The sequence below is a fragment of the Paenibacillus sp. DMB20 genome (assembly GCF_000987955.1).
Lineage (GTDB): Bacteria > Bacillota > Bacilli > Paenibacillales > Paenibacillaceae > Paenibacillus_AQ.
Window position 1 is genome coordinate 1 of sequence record NZ_LAZU01000016.1, and the last position, 5,762, is coordinate 5,762.

Below are 5,762 nucleotides of genomic sequence, written 5' to 3' on the forward strand. Positions count from 1 at the left end.
TTCGAAGTTGCTTAAGTTCTTTGCGAAGCGCAATAAGTTCATTCTCTTCTGCCGTTCGGTTGTCCTTTTCAGTAAAGGAACCTGAGGTGTTTGCTTGTTTAATCCAGCGATCTAGCGCAGATGGGCTAAGCTCATACTCTTTCACAATAGCTGCTCTTGATTTCCCGTTTTCATATAACTGAACCATTTGTCTTTTGAATTCTGCTGTAAATGTACGTCTCTCTCTTGGCATAGTAGATCCGCTCCCAATTGTGATGTTTTCATTCTACTAGCCCCTAATTTTTCTGTCCAACTAAGTGTAGCCGATCCAGTTGTCTCATTATTTACTTGGCTGTATGTAAGCGGAGGCAAATTTATAAATGGTTGAGACATCAACATCTTTGGGTTTGCATATAAGAATTCAAGATACTGGATAATGATATCAAAAGCTTCCCTGACCATTATTAAAGCTTGTGCTTTGCTTATTTCCAGCCCTCGTGCAAACTCCTTCTCTCTATCTCTTACATCGGGAATATGAAACAAAATGGTTTCAATACGCGAATGAACTGCACCTCTTATATGTGCCACTAAGTTTGCAATGCTGTTGCTATCCGGGGTAGGCGTCCACGTTATATCCTCTTCGGATAATTGTTCTATTGCTTGAAGAGTCCATTTTTTTTTCTGATTTAAAACTAGCATACTTTCAATAAGTTCACTGGCTAAATCCATAGTCCCACCCCTAATAGATTATTAATACTTTTTCCATCATTAAACAAGGTGTTACAAGCTGATTCCATGACATTCTGTATTGGTCCTGTCATTTTCTAATGACTTCATTCGTAATCATTAATGGAAATATCACTATGAATTTCAAGATCAATGGTTTCAGAATGCATTTTTCCTTTATTATCCTTCCAGGCAATTGTCATTGTGGTACTCTCATAAGTTTGCTTATTTTTATTGAGCTCGTCATACGAATATGAACCTGTAATGGAGCCGACGTCATTTAGATTGCTCAAAATTGAAACCGAGCCATCATTGGAACTCGATGAGGATGAATAAACAGTTTCATTCTTATCATTGTTTCTTTCCTTAATTTCATACTTATAATATGTGCTCTTATCAATCTCATTAGGGTTCCCTTTGTAAACCAATTTTGCGTGTCCCCGTAAAATCTTGCGGGGTGAAATTATTATCTTGTACCCTTCAACATCCCACCGTTCTCCTGATCCATTAAGTATATATACTTGGGCTCCTGTGTTATATTCTGGTTCATCTTGGTTATAGAAATAGAAATTACTCCATACGCCATTGGAAAGTATAATTACTCCAATTAAAATTGTTATTATTCTTTTCATTATTCCGCCTTTAAACGACCTTAATGGTATTCGATGAATATAACATAACGTTCCGCATTCAGGAACCCCCATCAGCTTAAGGTCCGACAGGACCGGCCACGATGCGATACTTCAATTCAATTAAAATATGTAAGTTAATGATATGCTGCTATCATTTTGACTTGCTAATATCGGCTAAGTATGATTCTACGTATAATTTATATTCATCTAAGTTTTCGCAATCAAACCAACCGCTCTTTTCATTGATCTCAAACAATGTTTTAAAACCGTGATAAGTGATCAATAATTCCCAACCTTCCTTGAAAATGTTCGCTTCTAATATTTGACAATAATCAAATAACTGTTCCACTTTTTCTTTATCTATTAAATCAGAATAATAATAGATTGTTCCCTTTGGTTCTGGAAATACTCGAAACGCCAATTCTTTTTTTGTCCTGTTGTTTCAACTTATTTCCCCTCTTCGATTAGCATAAAAAAAGCCTTACTTAAATCCATTGATAATTTCATTAATTTGTTTAATATGTCTTTGTTCATGTAAGTAAAGCGATCTAACCCATTCAATTAATAACATCTCTTTAAAAACCGGGTGTATAAAATGCCTTCTACTCAATATGGATGGGTCTTCTAATGCATCTAATGTTTCACATAACTTCTGCCTTGAATTGTTTAGTTTCTCCATGATTTCTTCATAATCTAAAAAAATCATTCGTTGGTTTAGCAATGTCAGGAGCTTCTAGCTTTTTACTTCTATCAAGCAGGAATTCTAATGGTTTATGTTCTAAGAATGAATCTTCTTCGCTCTTTAATCCTCTCCTTATGGCTACGACATATAATTCTTCCGTTTTAGATAGGTGTTGACATACCTGACTAATACTCCAACGGCGTGAGTCTTTTTTGCTTGTTCAATTGATCCCCACTCAGTCCTTTAATAATTTCTAGCAATTCGTTTCTTGTTTCTAATAATTTTTTGATTGATTTCCTGAAGTTCCATGGAAAACTCCCTTTCTTTAATTTTTTTTTGGCATACCCGAAAAACGTCATTTTGCCGTTTTCGTTCTTAGTTATACTGTACGGATGAATCTGGTCAGCATATCTGCGAGCAAATTTCCCTTCACCTACCGGATAGATTTCAATATGAAGATTGCCGGAGAATCTCGTAAAATATAGTTTGCCATTCATCATTTCTACTTGGATTTTATCTTTCAAGTATGTTCCGCAATACTCTTTAAGCTTGCTTTCGTTGATGGAAATCTCTTCATGCTTTGTCGGAACATCCACATCAACATGATGCAGAATATCCGAGATTGCATTGCCCAGTCTGTACTGGTTGATAGCTTCATTATTTGAAAGAATGATGATGCAAATATCTTCATCGAAATAATCCTGCATATAAGTGCTTACGCCAAGGTGATCTCCTCCATGGGAGTATCTGTCTGTTCCGTAAACATGATGATGTTCCAGTCCATAGCAGTAGTTGTTTTTGTTCTCGTTGAAAAACCTTGTATACGCTTCCTTCGACAGGATTTTCCGATCCCTCAAACAGGTATACCATTTGTACAAATCATCGCAGTTTGAAATGATGGCGCCTGCACCGATGCTAAATTTCTCATTATAATACGGACGTTTGATGTTTGCGTCAAAATCCTTTACATAATTGCATGATCTGTTTTTAATAATTTTACAGCCGTCATCCACATCGCTGTTAAACATATTCAAAGGCAGAAAAATGTTGTTCCGAATGAAATCTTCATATTTCTCTCCTGAAACATGTTCAATCACCCAAGCAAGTAAATTATAGTTTGAGTTATTGTAATCATATGACGTGCCCGGTGGCTTTGCAGGCTTTTTATGGATATACCGCTGAAAGAAATCGTTTTGCGAATAATCCATTCTGTTGTAGCCGGCAAAAAAATCATTTTCAAAATTATAAAAATTATATAAACCGGAAGTATGCGATAATAAATGATGCACCGTGATCGACTCATCAATCTTCATATCGGCAGGGAGGTATAATTGTGCAGGTTTATCAATATCCAGCATATTCTGATCATAGAGGAGCATGATCGCAAAAGCCGTAAATTGTTTGGAGATGGAAGCAAGTGAAAAGCACGAATTGATATTATTCTTAATGCCGAACTCGATACTTGCATAGCCGTATGCGTTTTCAAAAAGCACTTCGCCTTTTCTGATGACCTGAATAACGCCGTAAAGGTCCCATAATTCCAGATATTTGTTAATATATGCTTCAAGTTTCAATTGTATGGCTTGCATCCGATATGACTCCTCACGATAAGGTTTTGTTTTTAAAATTACTCCCCCTTAGAATCTTATGCTAAAGGTTTAATTTGATATCTCATTACTTTGATTGGCTCATCAAATTCAATATCTGTCATATTCCTTTCTTGCAACTCTCCTAATAATCTTTGAAAAATCCGCCCGATCAACATACTATCTCCCAGGGCATCATGCCTTTTTTAAATCCTTATCGTTTATTTGATAATACTCTATTAAATAATCCGTCCAAATGATCTCACTAACTTCGGGATGCAAATAAGTAAACAAAGCCTTGGTGTCAAGAACTGGGTTATGGATGTATGGTAAGTTGTTCCTCGAGCATTCATTCTTCAATAAAGGTAAATCAAACTCGTAACCAGCATGTGTGACCAGGATGGTATCTTTGGTAAATTCAACAAATTCGCTATAAATCTCCGATAGAGTCGGGGCAGTTTCAATTTGGGAATTGGTTACGCCAACAAACTTTTCAACGGCTTCCGGAATAGGCTTCGGAGGTTTGATATAAGTATTAAATGTTTTTTTCAGAAAGAATAGAATTGTTTTCGAAAATTACGGCACCTATTTGAGTGATGTATTCTTCATCATGATTGATTCCCGTCGCCTCAAAATCAAAGATACAAAACCTTTTATGAGAATAATCCTTGATCTGAATACCCGATACTTCGTAATGAGTATCAGAGATAAACTCCAACTTCATTGAATCTCCCTTCTTTCTTATAGGTTGTGATTTCATCTAACTTTCTTGTATCTACGAATGCGAATGGTTAAAGGAGAGAATCTATGAATTTTCTTTTCCGAGTTTCATTCCATACTATAACTTAAAATAATGTCTCCATTTTCTTCGACTTCTCCAGTGTCCTGAAATCCGCATTCCTTATATAATCTGTTTGCTGCAACGTTGTGTGGTACATGAGATACCCTTATTTGTTTACAATCCATTCTATTTTTTTAATTTATGAATGACTTCCTTTATAGCACATTTACCATAACCTTTCCCTTGATATTTTTCATCAATCATGAACCTAAGTATCCAGTAGTACCCATCAGAATATATTTCATTATCAAACAATATAAATCCAACCATGAGATCATTCGCATATATTCCATATGGCTTAGATGTAACTTCCTTAACTGCATGCAAAAGCGAATCCAAGTTTGATGCAACCAATTTTACTTGGTCTTCTCTCGGCCTAAGAGCAATACACTCTACTTCGTTTTCTTTAGTAATAAGTTTTAATGAAACACTTGCGGGATGCATAACAAGTCTCCTATTCAATGTTGTTCTTTTTTTAGCGACTGGCTATCAAAAAATACTATTTCCTTGGTACGTACTTAATTCATTTCTCAAGTCTTCAATTCTTTATTAAGTTTTATGAAAGTCGATAGCTAAGTTTCATCTTAAATCTTCTTCGGAAATCGGATTATTTAGCTCAACTTGTTTCTCATTATTCATTATCTTTGTTATGTTTATTTTGAAAATCATCCCTAGTCATCCGCTTAATAGGAGAACAATCGTCATCGTTAACTTAATGGCCTTAAATAAAACGTGAAGCTTTTCTTCAAAGAAAAACCCCTCAGATATATGCCAATTTACATTTTCTTCCCAATCCTTTTCCGTTTCAGGGAATATCAAAAAGCTTGCTATCTGCATTTCCTCATACCGTTCTTTAGTGAATATTTCAATTCTATATTCCCACTAATCCATATGTATCTAACTCACTTAATGAAAATTATAGATGCGAAACCTCATTAAATTTGAATTTGATATTCCCGTGCATTTCCCCAAAATCCTCAATTTCTTTCGCCGTTTGCGTCCCGATCAAAATATCGGCCATCATGCCGTTGGAACGGAACCAGCCTAGTCTGCGTTCCCGTTCGTTATAGAAAAGAGCGCAAAACGGATGGTAATACGTGTCCAATGCCAGGAATGAACTGCTAAATTGTTGTTCCGCAAGCTTTCTCGCTTGCAACGAAGAAACCAACTCGCCCTTTAATCGACCTTTGGCGGAATGCTTCATGTGGCTGATGGCAAAGATCGCCGCAGTAATCATGACGTTTTCACAAAAAGATTCCATATTGGGTTCGCAGTACCATGCTTCATCGTCCATGAACATAATTTGTCTTTTGACC

General features: G+C 36.0%; 11 protein-coding genes. All 11 read right to left on the reverse strand.

Translation table 11 applies throughout. The features are described 5' to 3' along the window. The coding region (locus XI25_RS32810) for a transposase (protein WP_046677731.1) at window positions 1-232 on the reverse strand (232 nt) is incomplete at its 3' end. Then, window positions 142-708 (reverse strand): DUF1572 family protein, encoded by a 567-nt coding sequence (locus XI25_RS05505; RefSeq protein WP_046677726.1) that lies wholly within the window; start codon window positions 706-708, stop codon window positions 142-144. The genes XI25_RS32810 and XI25_RS05505, both read right to left, overlap by 91 nt. 104 nt (window positions 709-812) lie before the next feature. Then, window positions 813-1,337, reverse strand: coding sequence for a hypothetical protein (locus XI25_RS05510; protein WP_046677727.1), 525 nt, complete (start codon window positions 1,335-1,337; stop codon window positions 813-815). 151 nt (window positions 1,338-1,488) lie between these two features. Continuing rightward, window positions 1,489-1,758, reverse strand: coding sequence for a hypothetical protein (locus tag XI25_RS05515; RefSeq protein ID WP_046677728.1), 270 nt, complete (start codon window positions 1,756-1,758; stop codon window positions 1,489-1,491). A 60-nt stretch (window positions 1,759-1,818) separates the two neighbouring features. Beyond that, complete coding sequence (locus XI25_RS36720) at window positions 1,819-2,043, reverse strand: DinB family protein (protein WP_442950361.1); 225 nt, start codon at window positions 2,041-2,043, stop codon at window positions 1,819-1,821. Window positions 2,044-2,204: 161 nt separating this feature from the next. Further along, the gene (locus tag XI25_RS05520) at window positions 2,205-3,608 is read right to left on the reverse strand and encodes a serine hydrolase domain-containing protein (RefSeq protein WP_235439678.1); all 1,404 of its coding nucleotides are present in this window, start codon (window positions 3,606-3,608) and stop codon (window positions 2,205-2,207) included. A 192-nt stretch (window positions 3,609-3,800) separates the two neighbouring features. Further along, on the reverse strand, window positions 3,801-4,169 hold the full coding sequence (locus XI25_RS36725) for a 3'-5' exonuclease (RefSeq protein WP_082112222.1): 369 nt from the start codon (window positions 4,167-4,169) through the stop codon (window positions 3,801-3,803). Next, window positions 4,141-4,329, reverse strand: a complete 189-nt coding sequence (locus tag XI25_RS05525; RefSeq protein WP_046677729.1) for a hypothetical protein — start codon at window positions 4,327-4,329, stop codon at window positions 4,141-4,143. Before XI25_RS05525 ends, XI25_RS36725 begins: the two co-directional genes overlap by 29 nt. 243 nt (window positions 4,330-4,572) lie before the next feature. Next, window positions 4,573-4,890 (reverse strand): GNAT family N-acetyltransferase, encoded by a 318-nt coding sequence (locus XI25_RS05530; RefSeq protein ID WP_052759459.1) that lies wholly within the window; start codon window positions 4,888-4,890, stop codon window positions 4,573-4,575. Between the two features lie 231 nt (window positions 4,891-5,121). Beyond that, window positions 5,122-5,316: a DUF4085 family protein gene (locus tag XI25_RS31885; protein WP_152669072.1), complete on the reverse strand. Its 195-nt coding sequence runs from the start codon at window positions 5,314-5,316 to the stop codon at window positions 5,122-5,124. Between the two features lie 46 nt (window positions 5,317-5,362). Further along, window positions 5,363-5,762, reverse strand: a 400-nt coding sequence (locus XI25_RS33265) for a hypothetical protein (protein ID WP_160308882.1), incomplete at its 5' end; no start/stop codon positions are given.